The sequence below is a fragment of the SAR324 cluster bacterium genome, assembly GCA_029245725.1.
In the GTDB taxonomy this organism is placed as follows: Bacteria; SAR324; SAR324; order SAR324; family NAC60-12; genus JCVI-SCAAA005.
Window position 1 is genome coordinate 1 of the sequence record JAQWOT010000365.1, and the last position, 17570, is coordinate 17570.

The following is a 17570-nucleotide window of genomic DNA, read 5'->3' on the forward strand; positions in this document are numbered from 1 at the left end:
CCCTATGGAAACGGACCTATCAAGGTTTACGCACCACAAAATACACATCCTCACCCTAGATTTTCTCCAGATGATAAGAAAGTTGTTTATACAAGTGACTGTTCTGGTTTTTCCCAAGTATATCAGGTCTCAATTCCTCCACATCACTGGGCTTAATTAAATTGATGTCATCAAAGGTTCTTGAAATCAGAGATCTCTCAATCGCATTTCAGACGGACGAGTCATTTGTTCGTGCGATCAATTCAATTAGCTTTGATGTCCTCGAGGGAGAAATATGTGCTCTTGTTGGTGAATCAGGCTCTGGGAAATCAGTCACTGCTCAATCGATTATGGGGCTTGTCGGAAGGAAACAAAATGAAATAGTGACAGGGTCAATCGAGTTTACAGAAGTCGGTAAGTCTATCGATATTTTGAGACTTCGGGATGAAGAGATACGAGATATTCGTGGGCGAAAAATCTCAATGGTTTTTCAGGAACCCATGACTTCACTGCACCCCATGTACAAAATTGGTGGTCAATTGAAAGAGGCTATCCAAGTACATTCAAATTTGGCTGGTGATGAAATAAACAAATTAATTTATGAGGCATTGGATCAGGTAATGATCCCAAATCCAAAGGAGATTATCAACGATTATCCTCATAGCCTATCTGGGGGAATGCGACAAAGAGTAATGATTGCAATGGCAATTCTCTTTCGACCAAAAGTTCTCATTGCAGATGAACCGACTACAGCTCTTGATGTTACAATTCAAAGTCAAATACTTAGCTTAATTCTTAAGCTAGTTGATGAAATCAATCTCTCGGTGATATTTATAACTCATGATATGTCAGTAGTTTCAGAGATTGCTGATCAGGTTCTTGTACTGAAGAGTGGTGATTTGGTGGAGAGGAGATCAGTTACTGAAATTTTTAAACAACCCAAGGAAGAGTATACAAAAGAATTAATTAAATCAGTACCGGTATTTGGAAATTATAGTCAGAGTGAAAAACTAATTCTTGAAAACCAAAAAGATACGTGTTTATTAGAAGTAAGGAATGTCTCTAAAACATTTGTAAAGAAAAAAGGATTTTTCAGCAAAATTATTCAAGAAAATAAAGCACTGCAGGATGTATCATTACAACTCAATGCTGGACAAACTCTTTCCATTGTTGGTGAAAGTGGATCTGGAAAAACAACACTGGCTAGATGTGTTACAAAACTTATTTCAAGCGATGAGGGTGAAGTAAACTTTAATGGAAAAAATTTAAATAGAATAAGTAAGAGAGAGTTGAATCTAATTCGAAGAGAAATTCAATTTATTTTCCAAGATCCATATGCATCACTAAATCCAAGGATGCCTGTTAATTACTTAGTAACAGAACCACTTCACATTCATGGTGAAATAAGAAGAAAAGAAAACTCGGAGCACGCAAGTAGACTTCTTAGTGAAGTAAAACTCGATGATTCTTATCTAAACCGATATCCACACGAATTATCAGGCGGACAAAGACAAAGAATTTGCATTGCAAGAGCTCTAGCACTAAAACCAAAGTTGATTGTTGCTGATGAGCCATTATCTGCGCTGGATGTCACTATCCAATCTCAAATTATAGATTTACTACTAGAGTTACAACTGAAATTTAAACTGAGCTTTATGGTAATATCTCATGATCTTGCTGTTGTCGAAAAAATCAGCCATCACGTTGGAGTGATGTGCAAAGGAAGGCTAGTTGAGTTTGGGACAACTAATGAGGTTCTTTACAATCCAATGCACAATTATACAAAACTGCTTTTAAGCAGTATACCTACAATAAAAGAGGAAAGGAAATCCAAAACAATTAAAAAAGTAAACTTGCTGGATACTGATTATTCACAAAAGTTTCAATTTCGACAGAATGCTAATTACATCAATGTGTCAAAGAATCATTTTTATCTTTCAGATTAAAATAAAGGAAAAAAATGGAAAAAATCAAAGTGGCAATAATCGGTACAGGAAATAGAACAAGGAAAGTGTATACTCCGTTGTTTAAATCGTTAAATAATGAAATGGATATAGTTGCTGTATGTGATCCTAACAGGGAAAGTTGTGCAGAATACGCTAATTTATTGGGTGTGAAGCCTTACTATTCAATTAAAGAGTTAGTTAATGATAAAATCATTAACACCGCTTTAGTAGTTTGCCCAATAGATATACATTATGCAGTGTCAATCTATCTATCTGAAAATAAAATTCATCAATTGATTGAAACAAGCATGTGCTCAACGGTTGAGCAAGGTCGGCTAATGGTTGAGAAGGCAGCAGAAAATAACGTTGTCATGAGAATCGCGGAAAATTTCTTACGTTTTCCATTCGATCGAATCGCAAAGGAAATCAATAAAACAAAGTTTATTGGTGAGGTTAAAAGAATAGTTTGCTATCACGATCATACTGGATATCACAACAATTCTCGGTGGACTCATTTTTTTGAAGAATATCCGGAAAGTGTTCAATGCATCAATCATCTGATGCCAACATTTCCTCACAATTCGATGGCTCATCGTCACCATACTTCTGAAAATTTCACATCAAGATTTTTCCGATTCCCAAACAACAAACTCGTGGTCGATCAAGCAGCAAACATAAAAGGTATGTTGGGTCGAACGGGTAGACCTGGAATTACATCGATAGAAGGGTCAAGGGGGGCAATTTCTAGGTGGACCACCAGAAATTGGTTTGGGGATGGGGAAGTAAGATTTTGCTCAGATTCAGCATTAGAGAATGGTGCAATTGCTGATGAAATCTATCCAATCATTAATGAAGCAGATAACAATTGTTGGACAAAGACATATGTAGATCTTCCAATCGGGAGAGTAACCTATAGCAATAACAACTACCACCTAGCAGAAGAAAGTGTGAAATATACAAGCCCAGGCACTAAAAATATTATAAGGGATTACTATGGGTCTGCTCTACGGTCAGCGATTACAGATTTCTTGGAAACTGTTAAGAATGGAGAACAATCTGAATTTTCAGATGAGGATGCGTTAATGTCATTGATGATGGAATCTGCAGCAAAGGAATCAGCTGCAAATAATGGCAAAATAATTAAATTGCCAATTGAACAAGAATTAGAAGTTGATAGAAAGCAATTAGTTGAACTCGAAAAGAAAAATGGCATCCATCCTATGGATGTAGATCAGATAATTGAATTTTCAATTGCAAGACCTTGAAATGATTTCTACACAAGAGATAAATTTTGTTGCATTCCATATCGACATTGATGACAAAGTTCTTAAGGAGGCACAATCTGTTGCAAAGGCTGTGAATAATGAAGAAACAGAAAATCAATTAGATTTGATGTTTTCTTCAGTTAAAAAATATTATCCAAATGCATCATTTTATATATTGACGGACCAAACAAGCAAAGTAAAAGTTTATGAAAATACAAATATAATAAAATATGATTTAGATAAAAGATATCCAATATTATCTAGAAATGAGGCTTGGTATAAATTCCTTGAAAAAAATGAAAATGCAACAGTTTTCCTTGATACTGACATTCTGATCAATAATTGTTTTGATGAATTAATGGCAACTGAGTTTGATATAGCATTTACCTTCAGAAATTGGAAAAAATGGCCAATAAACTTAGGAATCATCTATATCAAGAACAATACAAACAATAAAGCATATAACTTCTTTAAAGATTGGTATTACCAGTTTTTGAATTTAAAAGATGAACAAAAAGTTTGGGGTGGAGATCAAGATCTTATTCACGAAAAGTTCAAAAATTTGGACTTTTCAGTAGGGAATAATTTTGAGGCTAAGTTTGAAGATTACCAAATAAAATTCCTAAGTTGCAGTGAGTATAACTATTCTTCAGAAATGAATGAACCAATGTTAGAATATCCGTTAAATACAAAGGTTCTTCACTTTAAGGGGGCTCGTAAAAAATATATGAAAAAGTGTTGGGAACAAATGAATAAAGAGACCGGCTGAAAATTTTAAAATTATCTTAATTAGTCAGCACAATAACAAAAAGACTAAGCGACGGGTATTATAAAACTGATCTTTCAGACATTAACAGCAAAACTAGTGATTCACTATTTCGCCAATGTAACACTTTGGATCCCTCTATAGAATGCAGAAATGTTGCTAACCAACAATATCTCATTTAATCTTGTACATCAATTAAATGTCGATATCTAAAGCAAGACGTCATACCTGATAACATTAGTCCCAATATTCTCCTGACACAAGAAAGTGTTAACAAAAAAACATCTCTGAACGTGAAATCTATTAAGGTGTAATAGATATAGTCAGAGAATATTGAAAACTCACCTAATCACTTCCATGCTTTTCAATACCAGACAGTATTGTTTCCTCAATAGAATTATTAAAATAAGCGAAATTAAAATATGGTATATAGTGAACACATTGATATAAGTGAAAACAAATTAATTTCAAAAGTCTTAGAAAATAAAACCATATATTCTTGGGAAGCTATAGATTCAGAGAAATTAGGAGATTGGATACCAGATATTGGCCTAACATCTTATTTTAAAAAAAGTATATTTAGGCCCCATCCAATTAATGATAATTCTGATTCTAAAATTCTATCACACAGGTTTTGGGGAACTGTCGAAAACCAAAGTGATCATCGAGGGTTAAAGCATGTTGGTGTGCTTTTTTATCTATACCATGGTGAAACCTGTCCATTTGAACTGGCACTTGGAGCTGAATCAATAGGCACCTATAATCCATTAATTAATGATAATAACCACCATCTAATAATTACTAAAGATAAAGTAAACTTTGAAGGTGAAATGGAGGTTTTTCAATTCAAAGCAAAGAATAATGCAAGATATAGAATTGAAAAATTTATACTACTAGACGATATTCCGGAAAGTCCTGTAAGGGAGCTAAAGATTGAAAATTTTAGCTTTCAACTCAGAATTAGTCAAAATAGGAAAAATTATGATGTAGTTGTAAACTTTACTACTTCTGAACCTTCACATATCGAAATAGATTCTGAATTTGAATGTCAATGCCCTGAAAAAGATAAAAAGAAACGAAATTTCAAAATTTTATTCAATAATATTATACCTGGAAAAAATCTTAATTTTAAGGTAAAAGCTCACAGTATATTTGGTAATAAAGCTTTTTCTCAACAATCTTATAAAGCTGAAATAAATTATTCCAATTCCAAAGACTTGAAAATTCCAATTTATAAAAATCTAACAGCTGGATTTATTGAGAAAAATTTTGTGGTAGGTGTCCCTTTTCAAGAAGGTCAATTCTTGATTGGTGAAAAGTTGAAAGTAGATTCAAATGGAGTAAATAGAATTGTTGATTACCAACCAATTTCTTTTTGGTCAGATGGGAGTATTAAATGGATCAGAGTATTCTTAAGTAGCGGTGATTTTAGAAAAGATGTCTGTTTTTTGAATAAATCCGCTAGAAGTTTGCAAACAGATGATTATTTTTATCCAGAATTTACTTCAAGGTCAAAGTTTAAATGTGGGGAATATGAACTCAAATTTATAGAAAACCAACCAGTTGTAATAGAAAATGACCGCTTTTCTTTAAATTTTGTTGAATCATTCCTGATATTGCCTAATGAAAAATCGTATTTGTCAGATCAAATTTCGAATCTTAAAGTACTTAATCAGAATGATGAAAATTCAGATCTTTATTTTGAAATGGTTCTTTTAGAGAATGGGGAATTTGAAGTAAAAGTTAAATTTTTTGTAAACATTAGCACAATTGGTTTTGTAAAAATTCAATGCATTCTTACAATTAACGCCCTCAGCACGCACAATAAGGATAAAGGTTTTAATTTTGAGACTGGGCAAAATCATAACGAAGTAAATGAAATTTTAAAAATAAAAGAATTTAAACTTAAATTTCCTTTCTTGAAAATTCAATCTCTTACAAATATTGCCAATGAAAATAATGATTTTCATGAATTCATGCAGATTTCAGATAAATTGTCAAAAATTAATAAAAATAATCAATCTTCATCACTAAATCATTTGCGATTCGGTGATGAATTTCAATTGAATTCAATAAACGAATCATTTTTCTTCTATTTTAAAGACTTTTGGCAAAACTATCCTAAGTCAATTGATATTTCCACTGGAGATTTTGATATAAAAATTCTACCAGATTTTAAAAATTGTGAATTTGATTTTAAAGAAGATGAAACCCACCGGTTGGGATTTTGGTTTGATGAATCAAACTATTTAATAAAAATGGGAATGAGTCTTTCCTCATCATTTTTGATTGATTTAAGTAGTCTCCACAATAATCTAAAAGATTTTAAAAATTATAGTGAAGAAGTAATTGCTTGTGTTGATCTCGATTATCTTAATTCAACTAAAGCATACAAATATATTCAACCGAAACGGGATTCACTGTCTGAACAGTATGAGAAGCTAATGCCAAGGGCTCTTACTTCATTTTTTGATGATCGTGAAAGGAATCGTGCATTTGGACATATGAATTTTGGTGATTGGTATGGAGAAAGTGGTTTCTCATGGGGGAATAATGAGTATGACACTGGTCTGTGTGCTATTGTCGAATTTCTTAGATGCAACAATCCTCTATGGTGGTCTTTAGGTCAACAAGCAATCAGACATCAGGTTGATGTCGACACTATTTCAGATCATATGCAATCAAAGAAAATTGGATCACAAGCGATGCATATGCCAGGACATGTTGGTGGATATCTTCCCCCTTATTTCAAAAGTAAAATGAAAGGGACCACCAGTATTCCATCTCATACTTGGGTTGAAGGTCTTATCCTCTATTATTTGTTGAGTTGTGACGAAAGTGTAAGAGAGGCAATAGATCAGACTAGATCATGGTTGTTACAAGATGAGAAATTGAACTTTTATGATTTTAGTAATTGTAGAGAGGCAGGGTGGCACCTTATTCATCTTTGTTCATATCAAGAAGCTTTCTCAGATAATGAATGTTTGAATGCAGCATCAATAATCGTTGAGAAGGTACTAGTACATCAGCATGAAGATGGTGGATGGGTAAGGATGCTAACCGAGAGTCATTGTGGATGTGGGTTTCCCAGGTGTTCGGGTGAAGCAGGCTTCATGCTTAGCATTTTACTTTCCGGTTTGAGCCGGTATTACCATTACACCCAAAGTGAAGAGGTCAAAAATGCAGTTGTAAATGGAGCCCTCTGGTTAATTCAAAATACGTTTGATCATAACAGTGGGCAATTTCGGTACACATCCTGTGAGAAACGATCAGTAGGAGGTGGTTTTCAACAAACTCAATGGGTGATAGAGGGGCTGAGCTATGCTTATTTTTTATCAAGAAATGATGTTATCAGGAAATATCTTATGAATGCAATTGATACCATTGGAAAATACCCAGAAAATTTAGATCATTTAGGTCTTGGAAAAGCAATGGCCCAGCAAATGCGGTACACACCCTTTATTCTTCATATGCTTCCTAAATGAACAATACTGATAGTGACTTAACTAGTAGAATATCAATTGTATCGGATGAGATTTCAGATGATTTTTCTGAGGCAGCCAGCTTTGCAAATACACTATCCCTGAGGAACTTCGAACTTAGAAAATTTACAGAAGGTAGAATTCCAGATATCGAAGCAACTACCCTAAGAAAACTATTGGATGGAAAAGAACATTTCAATTTTACACTAATTAGTCCTGGATACTTTAAACATTTTGTAAGTGATAGAAAAAAGACTAATCATCAAACAAATAGAATCCAATTGTGTATTGATTTAGCGAAAAGATTAGAGGCTAAATTTATTTCAGTTTTTACTTTTAAGAGAAATTCGCGTGATTCAAAAATACCTGAAGACATTTATGAGCCACTTCTCAGATTAAAAGATTTATGTGAAAATAATTCACTAATTCTATTACTTGAAAACAGTCCAAACTGTTGGGCAGATACTGTTGAGAATCTTTTATCAGTGGCTTACAAAACAGGAATAGATGTTAACTGGGATCCTGGAAATTCCTTAGCTTCTGGACATCAAAATCATCAGCTATATCTTGGCCCTCTACTTCAAATTACAAAAAATATCCACCTGAAAAATTGGGGACCAGACATCGGTTATTGCTCAATATTGTCTGGTGCTTATGATTTAGCATCAGAAATAAATTACTTTCTCTATAATAAATACCCTGGGTATTTCTGTATTGAACATCACCAATGGAATAATAGAAAAGAAAGTACATTAGAAAATTTGAATGAACTTAAATCAATAATTTGTAAGTTTAGAAATCAAGCTTGGACTAAATAATTAAAAATTTTAATTCTGTTCTGACCCCGAAATCGATGTCAGTTTCATTAGGAAATGAAGTCAATATTTTTTAGATTTGCAAAATGATTATCTTTGGGTTGTTAGATATAAATTGTTCGCAGCAATTCTGTGTGGTCTTTATAAATTCCTTCTTCCTGTTTATATCGCATGGGTAATTGGAGACATTGTTGGAATACTCGAAAATGATTTAATTAATGAAGAAAAACTATCTCAGATATTAAACCTCTCCACATTATCTTTTTTCTTAATATTAATCTCACCTATATTTGTCTACTGGAGGAACACTTTTTCTATTGAAGCAATGGAAAGTGTTTTAAATCGTCTAAGAATTAATTTATTCAGCCATATACAACACCAGTCCCATTCCTTTTTTTCGACATTTCAGTCGGGAAAACTTACCGCAAGAGTAATTTCAGATATATCAAGGTGCGAACAATTCATTAATGAAGTTATGGTTACTTCATGGCTTCATATAGGCGTTATTCTATTTATATTCATTTATTTTTTACTCACAAATTGGGTTTTAGCTTTTGTAAGTGTTTTCTTAGTTCCATTTCATGCTTTGATTCTCGGAAAAATTGGGTTAAGGATAAAAAAATTTGCAAAAGAATCACAAGAAAAAAATTCAATACTATCAGCTGCTAGTGTTGAAAGTTTTATCAATTTCAATATCATCAAGATTTTCACTGCTGAAGATTATTTCACTCGAAGATTCACTGATCTTAGTGTGAATCTAATGGATAAAAGTACAACCATGGGCAGATTAACGTCATGGACGCAGGTGGCTAACGCTTTGATTGTTCATACAGCTCCACTTGTCGTTATCCTAGTTGGGTCCTATGCTTTTATTCATGGATGGCTAGAAATAAAAATCAGTGAACTGGTAACTTTCATCCTTATGCAACGACAACTCTTTGATCCATTGAGTAAATTAGCTGCAATGCAGGCTACAATCTCCCAATCACAGGCAGCTCTTGAGAGAATTTATGATATACTTTCTCTTTCACCCACTATCATAAATTCTGAGAAACCAATATTTAAGACCAACCAATCTGGAAAAATTTCTTTCCATAAAGTCTCATTCAGCTATGACAAAAGATTAGCTCTTGATAATGTTAGCTTTGAAATTGAATCGGGAATTTCATTAGCCATTACTGGTAAATCTGGATCAGGTAAATCGACACTTATTTCATTAATTCCTAGATTTTACGATGTTCGTGAAGGAGACATATTTATTGATGATATCAATATTAAGCGATATGATCTCCAGTTTTTACGAAGTTTAATTGCAATTGTGCCTCAAGAGCCTTTTTTATTTTCAGGATCAATTTATGAAAATCTTTTGATTGGTAATCCTTTAGCTTCTAAGATTGAAATAATTCGAGCTTCAAAACTTTCTTTTATTCATGAAAAAATTATGCAACTTCCCTCAGGCTATGAAACAAATGTTGGTGAGCGTGGTAGTTTGTTGTCTGGTGGAGAAAGGCAGCGAATTTCCATTGCTCGGGCAATTTTAAAAAACCCTAAAATTCTTATTTTAGATGAGCCTACGAGTGCCCTTGATCCAATGAATGATCAGCTAATCACCTCTGCTTTATCAAACTTATTAACCAATAAAACATCAATTTTAATTGCTCATAAACTGTCCTCTATTCGAAATGTAGATAAAGTAATATTTCTTGAGAATGGAACAATCAAAGAATTTGGGAATTTTAATGAATTAATTCAGAAGAAAGGTTTGTTCTACACTCATTTCTTTGAACAAGGAGACATGAATGAAACGACCATTCACCATTGAAACAACTTCAGCTTCAATTAAGTCCTCTATTCGAAACGCTGTCATCTCATTTGATGAAATGACAGTATCTGTCATCAAAGTAACATCCGAAAATAAAGGACATCAAGTTAATGGATACGGGTTTTGCTCTAATGGGAGGTATGCTCAAGAAGGTATAATTAAGAATAGGTTTATACCTCGTCTTCATAAGGTTTCACCTGTTTCTTTGCTTGATGACAACGGGGTAATTGATCCTTTGAAGTGCTGGTCTGTATTTATGCAGAATGAAAAACCAGGTGGTCATGGTGATCGTGCTGTCGCAGCTGGAGCCTTGGACATGGCCTTTTGGGATGTTTACGCTAAAACCTATCAAAAGCCACTTTGGAAGGTTCTGTCCGAACAGTTCAACGATAACCAGTTTGATGAACAGATTTTTGTGTACCCTGGTGGTGGATATTATTATCCGGGTAAGGGATATGAGGGGCTGAAAGATGAGTTCAAAAAGTATCAGGAGCAGGGCTACAAAGTTTTAAAAATGAAGGTTGGGGGTGACTCGATTGATGAAGATTTGCGAAGAATCGACGCAGCTCTTTCCGTGGTTGATTATGGGAAGAATCTATGTGTAGACGCTAATGCTCGATTTGACCTGAAAGATGCCCTTGCTTTTGCGGATGCTATTCAACCTTACGATTTAAGGTGGTACGAAGAACCGCTGGATCCCGATGATTTTCTCTCACATGCAATCCTCGCTGAAAGTTATGTTGCTCCTCTTGCAACAGGTGAAAACTTGTTCTCAAAGCATGGTCTTCAAAATCTGCTAAGACACGGCGGGCTCAGACCCGACCGTGACTGGATTCAACTGGATCCAGCACTTTCTTATGGACTAACACACTATCTTCAAATTATTGAGATGATTGAAAGCTTTGGGTGGAGTAGAAGGAGGCTCATTCCCCACGGTGGGCATCAACTTGCGTTGAACATTGCAGCAGGACTACAAACTGGGGGCTCCGAGAGTTACCCAGGCGTTTTCCAACCATTTGGTGGCTTTGCCGATGGCTATGAGATAATAGAAGGCCACATCAAACCTCAGGAAGAACCTGGACTGGGAATTGAGCAAAAGGGAGATTTGTATCGAAGGTTAAAGGAAATTTTTGATTGAATTAATCCGGGTTGTTTAGCCACATTTTGAATACAGTCGATCAATAGAAGAACTTAGCCAAGAGCCTATTTCCTCGCCTTGCCTAACGAAAAAGAAATCAATGTGGGAAATCGACCGAAACCTAGACAAAGATTGGAGTGATTGAATAGATTGCTGCAATCACTATTTTATGTAGAAAAATTTCTCGATATTGCCCAAAAGTTTAGTCCTGGAGAAAAACTGCGTGAAAATCTTGATGTTAGGAGCAGGAGGAGTAGGTGGGTATTTTGGAGCAAGACTTCATGAAGCTGGTGTTGATATCACCTTTCTAGTGAGACCCAAAAGGGCTGAGATACTGAGTCACCAAGGGTTGATTGTTGAAACTCCGACCCAGACGATTCGAATACAACCTCAATTGGTAACGAAAGATAAGCTTTTTCAGAACTATGACCTAGTGATGTTGAGTCCAAAGGCCTACGATCTTGAAGATGCCCTTGAGACGGTAAAGGAAGTCCCGGGCAATCCCCTTTACCTACCTTTGTTGAATGGTTTTGACCACCTCCAGCGAATGGATGATGAATTTGGGAGAGACAGAGTGATGGGTGGTGTGGCTCATATTGCAGCAGAGTTAACTGATAAAGGGGTCGTTCGCCAACTCAATTCACTGCACCGTTTTACTTTCGGGACAAGGCATGCTTGTCAGGAACCATTAGCAACCAAATTGGCACAACTCACCGAACAAGCATCATTTGATATTATTCAGAGTAAAAATATTGAGCAGTCGCTTTGGGACAAATGGACCTTCTTAGCCACCTTGGCCTCGATGAATACACTGATGCGGGCGAATGTGGGAGTGATTGAGTCAACAGAGTTTGGTGGTCAGGCTATGGGGCGAATGTTTGATGAGTGCTGTTCAATTGCTGAGAAGTCAGGATTCCAGATTTCTGAGGCAGTTCGAACCAAAGCCTTGGAAATCCTAAGAAAAGAAAATTCTGATTTTACTGCTTCGATGTTGCGGGATTTAGAATCAGGAAACCAGACAGAGCATGAACATATTATTGGCTCCATGCTACGTCGTGGGAAACAAGCCAAGTTAGACTGCCCTAGCTTACAACTTGCTTTCACACATATGACGATACGAGAGCTAAAAGAAAGCTAATCTCAATACCTGCTGATCTCTAATCGGTTCTTGCTCTTAATTGGTGACCAACCATGATAACTGATTCCCAAAAAGTTTTTCATAAAAGGACCAGGGTCATACGACTAAAATTTTGTTTTATCTGCTTTACCTTAATTTTTATAGCTTCACATAAATTACACGCAACTCATTACGGTGGAGCGCCGTCCTACAAAAAGTGGAATAAAAGAGAGTCTGTAGATTCCAGCATTTTCATAACGACTGAGAATTCCTCTTCTTCTACTTCCTCCAGTTCTTCTGGAGATAAGTACGATCCCTATGCATTATTTCTTCAGAATAACTATCATCTAATCCAAGAACAAGTGGCTCAGGGGTTCGGATCTTCTTTAGAAGTGATTGCGCAATTCTATGGCTGTCAGGAACCTTTATACAAAAATGCAAGAATTACGTTGAATGCCAATTACACATTGCTATTTGATGAGAAACAAAGTGACAAGTATATACAGCAAAGCATTGAGCAGGTACTGCTGAAAAATGAGCTTCTGCGAAATGAGTGCAAAAATTTACCTATGAAGGCTACCTAAAATTTCTGAAACTATGTCACATGAATTAAAGATTTTCTGCTTTGTGTTGATTCTTTGTTTGCCAGAAATACATCTTTCTCATGCTGGCCACGACGGAGGCCACTCGATGAGAAGTAGTCGGCCAACATTTACACGCAGTAGCGGGTCAGGCCCTTTCCAAATGACAAAAGGCAGCACAGCCTCCACATCTTCAAGTACCTCCAGAGATCGATATTCCGCTTTCCTTTGGGATCAATATGATGGCATTCAAGAACAAGTGGCTCAGGGGGATGGAGAATACCTTGAAGTAATCGCTAGGTTCATTGGCTGCCCGACTGAGTTTTCGGGGGTATTCAAAACTGAATTGAATCAGAACTATGAATTACTCTTTGAAAAACCTAATGATGCTGATCATCTTGAACAAGGAATCACTGGAGTCTTACAGAAAGCCAGTCATCTACGAGATGTCTGCAATCCCAAATTATTGTCAGAAGCTTAATTCATGCTTGACAGATACATGATTTCATAAAGGGGAAATTTCAACCCATCCATTAAATCAAGGCCACCATGATTCAATTTTTACAGATTTCCTCACTCATGTTGATTTCCATTCTACTTGGAACTCTAACAGCTTACGCCTGTCATGAAGGAGATTTTACTGCTCTCAGTAAAGGGCATTATAAGTGGGGGGAAAGTGCTGGACTTCTGCAATATACTGAAAATATCACAATCTCTAGTTCAACAAGTACTTCTTGTGATATGTACACTGCGTACTTATGGCAGCAATACGATTCAATTCAGGAGCAAGTAGCCCAAGGGCAAGGAGAACACTTAGACGCAATTGCCAGATTCTCAGGCTGTATAGAACCAGTAGCTGAAATTTTCAAAGGGGAATTAGCCCAAAACTATCAATCATTATTTAGTTCCGAAGGTGATCCAGTTGCACTGCGCAACCAAATTGGTGTAGTCATCCAGAATAATGAAGAACTTCGCACGTCTTGTCAGGGATCTGATTTCATCACTTCCTAATCAATTCATGAAAAACCCAGGGATCACTATGAAAGTCAAATATCTATTTTCCCTTTGTTTCGTCGCCGTGTTTGCTTCTTCAGGCTGGGCTTGTCACGAGGAGGACACCGATTTGGACGGACATAAGCCAAAAACTGGTGTGGGTATCATCGTCAGTACCGAGATTATCGTGGCGTTCTCTTCCACAACAACCTCTTGTGATATGTATACCGCCTACTTGCAAAGTAACTATGAACAGATCGCAGAAAATGCAGCGAAGGGGGGAGGTCCCCATTTGGAAGCATTGATTGCTTACCGTGGGTGCCCCTCAGATAGCCTAGCTAGCTTACGACAAGCTTTTAAAGTGGAATATGCCTCACTATTCCCTGCTTCAGATCCAAAAGGTGAGATGTTCCCAGAGAGATTTGAAGCTCTTTTGAATAGTGAAGAATTGAATTTTGAATGTGTGCCTTTGAGGCAGTCGATTTCTTGACTGAAGTTGAGATCAAGCCTCCAGAGAATCTTTGCTTAGATCTGATCTGAACCACTTTGGTTCTTTGCTTGAAAACTCTACTTATTCAAGAATTAGCTATCGTTACCTCCCACACTAGATTGTTAATTAAACATCCCAAGACAGGGTTTCCCCCAAAATCCATTTGGGAAAAAAATTTTGCCAAACTCACATTATGGAATTGATATGTCAAACAAAAAATTTCTTTAATTTTGACCCTTTTAAATTTGTACTTGCTTGAGATCTGAATGATTCAACAGAACAACACTTTGTAGACTGCATAGATGTTGCTTAGATTATTTTTCTCTATTCAACCCTTAAATTTTGGTTGTGGAGCAGATCCCACAAGACACCGAGGTGCTCCTTTCTTGAAGGAAATTCAATGAAATATCTGTTGCTCGCGTTGGCCCTGACCTGTGGATGGACAGCTCAGGCGTTCAATGATGATGATGTCCGGATGGTCAAATCGATGAAGAAGTGTGTCCGCTGTGATCTGAGCGGAGCAGAGCTGCGCAATGCTGATTTGAGCAATGCAATTCTTTTAGGAGCCAATCTTCAGAGTGCAGACTTGAGAGGAGCAGACCTGAGTAACGCGAATCTGGAGCAAGCCAAACTTCGGGGTGCGAATCTTCAGGAAGCCAAACTTTCGGGAGCTTATCTGAGTGGAGCCTACTTGGGAGCTGCAGACCTGAGTGGTGCTGATATGCGTGACACACAGCTTTATAATGCTGACCTAACCGAGGCATTTGTTGGAAAGGCAAATCTAAACAACGCAGACCTGAGGCAGGCAAAACTCATTCGTGCTGACTTGAGCGAATCCAACTTGATCAGAGCTGACATGAGTCGTTCAAATCTGAGTGCAGCAACTCTCATGGGGGCTGACCTTCGTCTGGGCCTGCTAAATAATGCGGAGTTTTGCAATACTACTATGCCCAATGGAGAAGTCTCCTACGACGATTGTTGAGTATCTGTTTGATCCTGCTGCTTGATTCTGACAAAGGTTGACAGCGGGATCATCCATCCCTGTTTGATTTCCTTAAGTGATCCTACTTCAAATTTCTAAAGTCTCCTCCAATGTCAATTCTCTTCGGATCCCATCCCCAATTCACAGAATATCAGATTTGAAAGCAGGCCTTATTTTCTTGAGCTACCAGTACCTTTTACACAATCCTTGATCACAATCTTCTTATTGAATTTCAAAACTTCGGAAAAATCTTATCAACACCAGCCCAAAAACATCTCATGAGTAAAAGACTAGACCAAAAGTTGGCCCGCATCCGCAATGGCCAATACACCCCAAAAGATTTCATCATTGCAGATGCAAAAGACGCTGACATGGCAAATGGTTGCAAGACGGCTGGTTTGCAGAAAGGCCCAGAAGGGCATTCGAGTGGCCGTTACAATCCAATCAAGGTGTATCGCAATGATATGCTGAAGATTATGGAGAGTGATTTAGTGGATATCATGCTCACCTCGCTTTCAACGGCTGAGATCCTCACCCAGCAGGGCGCTTATGCTAATACGGAAATCACCCCTGCGATTCGGCTGAATGATACTACGGATATTTGGGTGGGTAGAGGAGCTTCTTATTCATCTCAACCTGCACTACCTTTTAGAACAGCCCGCCTTGATCGAGTGAAACCCGTAGCAGATTTGGGATTGTATGCGATCACTTTCTACAACGATCTTCAGCAGGATCATCGCACTCTGGAGGCCTACGCTCTCTTTAGAGATGAAGCATCTGCTCAAGGTGTCAGACACTTCCTGGAAGTCTTCAATCCACAGACTCACGTAGTGACCCCAGGTGCTGATTTTGGATCCTATAATAATGATGCGATCATACGCTGTTTGGCGGCTGTTTCCAGGCAGGATAGTCCACTTTTCCTCAAGGCTGTTTACAATGGACCAGCCGCAACGGAAGAAATCGCTTCTTATGACCCTGGAAATCTAATTTTTGGGATTCTTGGAGGTTCAGCTGGAACCACTAGAGATTGCTTGGAGCTGATCCGGCAGGCTGAGAAATATGGCGCTCGAGTAGCTCTCTTTGGTCGCAAGATCTACTATGCAGAAGACTCTGTTGCCATGGTAAAAGCGATGCGTCGAACGATTGAAGAAGGACTAGATTCTGTGGAGGCGACAAAGGCGTATCATGCGGATCTTGAAAAGTTAGGCGTTCACCCGCTACGAGAATTGAAAGCTGATTTGGAGTTGACCGAGGAGGTTTTGAAGGCTGGTTTGGAATAACTGAAAGTCTGATTTATAATAATGTGATTAAAAATCAGTACTCATCAGCGGCCCGTGGTCAGCAATCTGGATGCTAGAGAAAGAAGGTGTCTGGCCGGAGTGAGGAGAGATCGACATTACCGAATGGTTCGGACGGTACTCTGATCAGTACACAATCACCTCGGCAGTTCATAATGGGGCCTTCTCTGGGAGAGATCTTGGTAACGCTCCCTCCAGTAATCCACAGACGGCACAGCAGAAACTAACCGACCTTTGTACTGCCTATCACAATTTTCAGCTGCACTGGATTGCGAGCAGCTTGGTAATTGGTGTAGATAATGTGCCAACCCTTACCTGTCGCAAAACTTCTTCCAGCGATGCACAGTGGCCTTTTGACCAGCCTTCCTCCTATTGAACGTCGCAGTTGGTGGAAACCTTGGTGGGTCTGTCAATCCTTCCGACATTTCAAAAATGACAATGTACGTTGATTATGTACGAGTCTGGCAGCAGCAATAAATCGGTTATTGCGATTAGTCATTTCTTCTGTTCCCACTTGTTTTACAACCTACCCGTTCTGCCTATTTTGAAAACTCCGCTCACTATCAATTGATTTGAATCTCTCTTTAGAGTGCGAAGCAATGAATTTGAATGAAATTCAAAAAATTGATCGATATTATATCTTTTCGATTAACTAGGGCCTGTAATCAAATAAACATTTGATCATTTGAGGAACATCGTTCTCCTTAGGGGAAAAGCCCTTTTTTTCTTTTCCCTATTCAAGAGAAGTCCAATGACTACCAGAGGCTACGCTCTCCGTGATGATCAGTGTCAACGGATCGAACATTTGCGCCCCGCAGAGTTGGTACAGTCGGGGTTACTGCCAAAGATAATTGCCTCTTTGTCAAGGCAGTGCTCTACCATTATCGGGTCGGTAT

Annotated in this window: 15 protein-coding genes and 1 pseudogene; all 16 read left to right on the plus strand. The window is 37.5% G+C overall.

What is annotated here, in order from left to right:
• Positions 1–18 precede the first annotated feature (18 nt).
• The 16 genes and pseudogenes from P8O70_20320 (at position 19) to P8O70_20395 (ending at position 17570) form a co-directional block, all read left to right on the plus strand.
• The gene (locus P8O70_20320) at positions 19–156 is read left to right on the plus strand and encodes an oligogalacturonate lyase family protein (protein ID MDG2199187.1); all 138 of its coding nucleotides are present in this window, start codon (positions 19–21) and stop codon (positions 154–156) included.
• Positions 157–164: 8 nt separating this feature from the next.
• Positions 165–1925 carry an ABC transporter ATP-binding protein gene (locus P8O70_20325; protein MDG2199188.1) on the plus strand — a complete coding sequence of 587 codons (1761 nt, stop codon included), beginning with the start codon at positions 165–167 and terminating at the stop codon, positions 1923–1925.
• A 14-nt stretch (positions 1926–1939) separates the two neighbouring features.
• Complete coding sequence (locus tag P8O70_20330) at positions 1940–3190, plus strand: Gfo/Idh/MocA family oxidoreductase (GenBank protein ID MDG2199189.1); 1251 nt, start codon at positions 1940–1942, stop codon at positions 3188–3190.
• On the plus strand, positions 3177–3959 hold the full coding sequence (locus P8O70_20335; GenBank protein MDG2199190.1) for a hypothetical protein: 783 nt from the start codon (positions 3177–3179) through the stop codon (positions 3957–3959). Before P8O70_20330 ends, P8O70_20335 begins: the two co-directional genes overlap by 14 nt.
• Before the next feature lie 419 nt (positions 3960–4378).
• Entirely contained in the window at positions 4379–7441 is a 3063-nt protein-coding gene (locus P8O70_20340) for a hypothetical protein (GenBank protein ID MDG2199191.1), read from the plus strand.
• Complete coding sequence (locus P8O70_20345) at positions 7438–8256, plus strand: TIM barrel protein (protein MDG2199192.1); 819 nt, start codon at positions 7438–7440, stop codon at positions 8254–8256. The genes P8O70_20340 and P8O70_20345 overlap by 4 nt, the downstream gene beginning before the upstream one ends.
• 112 nt (positions 8257–8368) lie before the next feature.
• Positions 8369–10075 (plus strand): ABC transporter ATP-binding protein, encoded by a 1707-nt coding sequence (locus P8O70_20350; protein ID MDG2199193.1) that lies wholly within the window; start codon positions 8369–8371, stop codon positions 10073–10075.
• On the plus strand, positions 10053–11213 hold the full coding sequence (locus P8O70_20355; protein MDG2199194.1) for an enolase C-terminal domain-like protein: 1161 nt from the start codon (positions 10053–10055) through the stop codon (positions 11211–11213). Before P8O70_20350 ends, P8O70_20355 begins: the two co-directional genes overlap by 23 nt.
• A gap of 223 nt (positions 11214–11436) precedes the next feature.
• Positions 11437–12351: a 2-dehydropantoate 2-reductase gene (locus tag P8O70_20360; GenBank protein ID MDG2199195.1), complete on the plus strand. Its 915-nt coding sequence runs from the start codon at positions 11437–11439 to the stop codon at positions 12349–12351.
• Positions 12352–12404: 53 nt separating this feature from the next.
• Positions 12405–12914: a DUF3015 family protein gene (locus P8O70_20365; protein MDG2199196.1), complete on the plus strand. Its 510-nt coding sequence runs from the start codon at positions 12405–12407 to the stop codon at positions 12912–12914.
• Between the two features lie 106 nt (positions 12915–13020).
• Positions 13021–13392, plus strand: coding sequence for a DUF3015 family protein (locus P8O70_20370; protein ID MDG2199197.1), 372 nt, complete (start codon positions 13021–13023; stop codon positions 13390–13392).
• Positions 13393–13460: 68 nt separating this feature from the next.
• The gene (locus P8O70_20375; protein ID MDG2199198.1) at positions 13461–13922 is read left to right on the plus strand and encodes a DUF3015 family protein; all 462 of its coding nucleotides are present in this window, start codon (positions 13461–13463) and stop codon (positions 13920–13922) included.
• 28 nt (positions 13923–13950) lie between these two features.
• Positions 13951–14394 (plus strand): DUF3015 family protein, encoded by a 444-nt coding sequence (locus tag P8O70_20380; GenBank protein ID MDG2199199.1) that lies wholly within the window; start codon positions 13951–13953, stop codon positions 14392–14394.
• Between the two features lie 400 nt (positions 14395–14794).
• Positions 14795–15376 (plus strand): pentapeptide repeat-containing protein, encoded by a 582-nt coding sequence (locus tag P8O70_20385; protein MDG2199200.1) that lies wholly within the window; start codon positions 14795–14797, stop codon positions 15374–15376.
• 278 nt (positions 15377–15654) lie between these two features.
• The gene (locus P8O70_20390; protein ID MDG2199201.1) at positions 15655–16656 is read left to right on the plus strand and encodes a hypothetical protein; all 1002 of its coding nucleotides are present in this window, start codon (positions 15655–15657) and stop codon (positions 16654–16656) included.
• Between the two features lie 769 nt (positions 16657–17425).
• Positions 17426–17570 (plus strand): annotated as a pseudogene (locus P8O70_20395) (IS5/IS1182 family transposase).

Bases quoted from the DNA above. Each gene is read 5' to 3' on its own strand.
- P8O70_20355 (MDG2199194.1), top strand. From the start codon at position 10,053: ATGAAACGACCATTCACCATTGAAACAACTTCAGCTTCAATTAAGTCC.
- P8O70_20345 (MDG2199192.1), top strand. From the start codon at position 7,438: ATGAACAATACTGATAGTGACTTAACTAGTAGAATATCAATTGTATCG.
- P8O70_20325 (MDG2199188.1), top strand. From the start codon at position 165: ATGTCATCAAAGGTTCTTGAAATCAGAGATCTCTCAATCGCATTTCAG.
- P8O70_20375 (MDG2199198.1), top strand. From the start codon at position 13,461: ATGATTCAATTTTTACAGATTTCCTCACTCATGTTGATTTCCATTCTA.
- P8O70_20365 (MDG2199196.1), top strand. From the start codon at position 12,405: ATGATAACTGATTCCCAAAAAGTTTTTCATAAAAGGACCAGGGTCATA.
- P8O70_20390 (MDG2199201.1), top strand. From the start codon at position 15,655: ATGAGTAAAAGACTAGACCAAAAGTTGGCCCGCATCCGCAATGGCCAA.
- P8O70_20380 (MDG2199199.1), top strand. From the start codon at position 13,951: ATGAAAGTCAAATATCTATTTTCCCTTTGTTTCGTCGCCGTGTTTGCT.
- P8O70_20385 (MDG2199200.1), top strand. From the start codon at position 14,795: ATGAAATATCTGTTGCTCGCGTTGGCCCTGACCTGTGGATGGACAGCT.
- P8O70_20330 (MDG2199189.1), top strand. From the start codon at position 1,940: ATGGAAAAAATCAAAGTGGCAATAATCGGTACAGGAAATAGAACAAGG.
- P8O70_20370 (MDG2199197.1), top strand. From the start codon at position 13,021: ATGAGAAGTAGTCGGCCAACATTTACACGCAGTAGCGGGTCAGGCCCT.
- P8O70_20340 (MDG2199191.1), top strand. From the start codon at position 4,379: ATGGTATATAGTGAACACATTGATATAAGTGAAAACAAATTAATTTCA.